General features: G+C 63.4%; 1 protein-coding gene. It reads right to left on the reverse strand.

Features of this window, described 5'->3' with window-relative positions:
* Positions 1–279, reverse strand: a 279-nt coding sequence (locus AC6LJ9_RS30805) for a VCBS domain-containing protein (protein WP_498150481.1), incomplete at both ends; no start/stop codon positions are given.

Genomic DNA, 279 nt, shown 5'->3' on the forward strand with positions numbered 1-279 from the left:
CAGCTTCTCGCCCACGCCCAGGGCCTGGACCTTGGGATCGTTGTTGTCGAGCTCGTACTTCCAGTTGCCGTTGGCGTCGATCGAGAACTTGCCGTGATCGCCCTTGAAGTCGGTCTGGGGCTTGAACGAGGCTTCGCCAGCGTCCTTGTCGGTGACATCCAGCTTGCCGCCGGTGGTGAGCTTGTCGTCTTCCTTGACCGAACCGGCGTCGTCGCCCGGCTTGCTCGGGGTGATGACGGCCGCGTCGTTGGTGCCGGTGATGGTGACGGTGATGACCTG

This window comes from Achromobacter sp. 1011811831 (assembly GCF_059760905.1).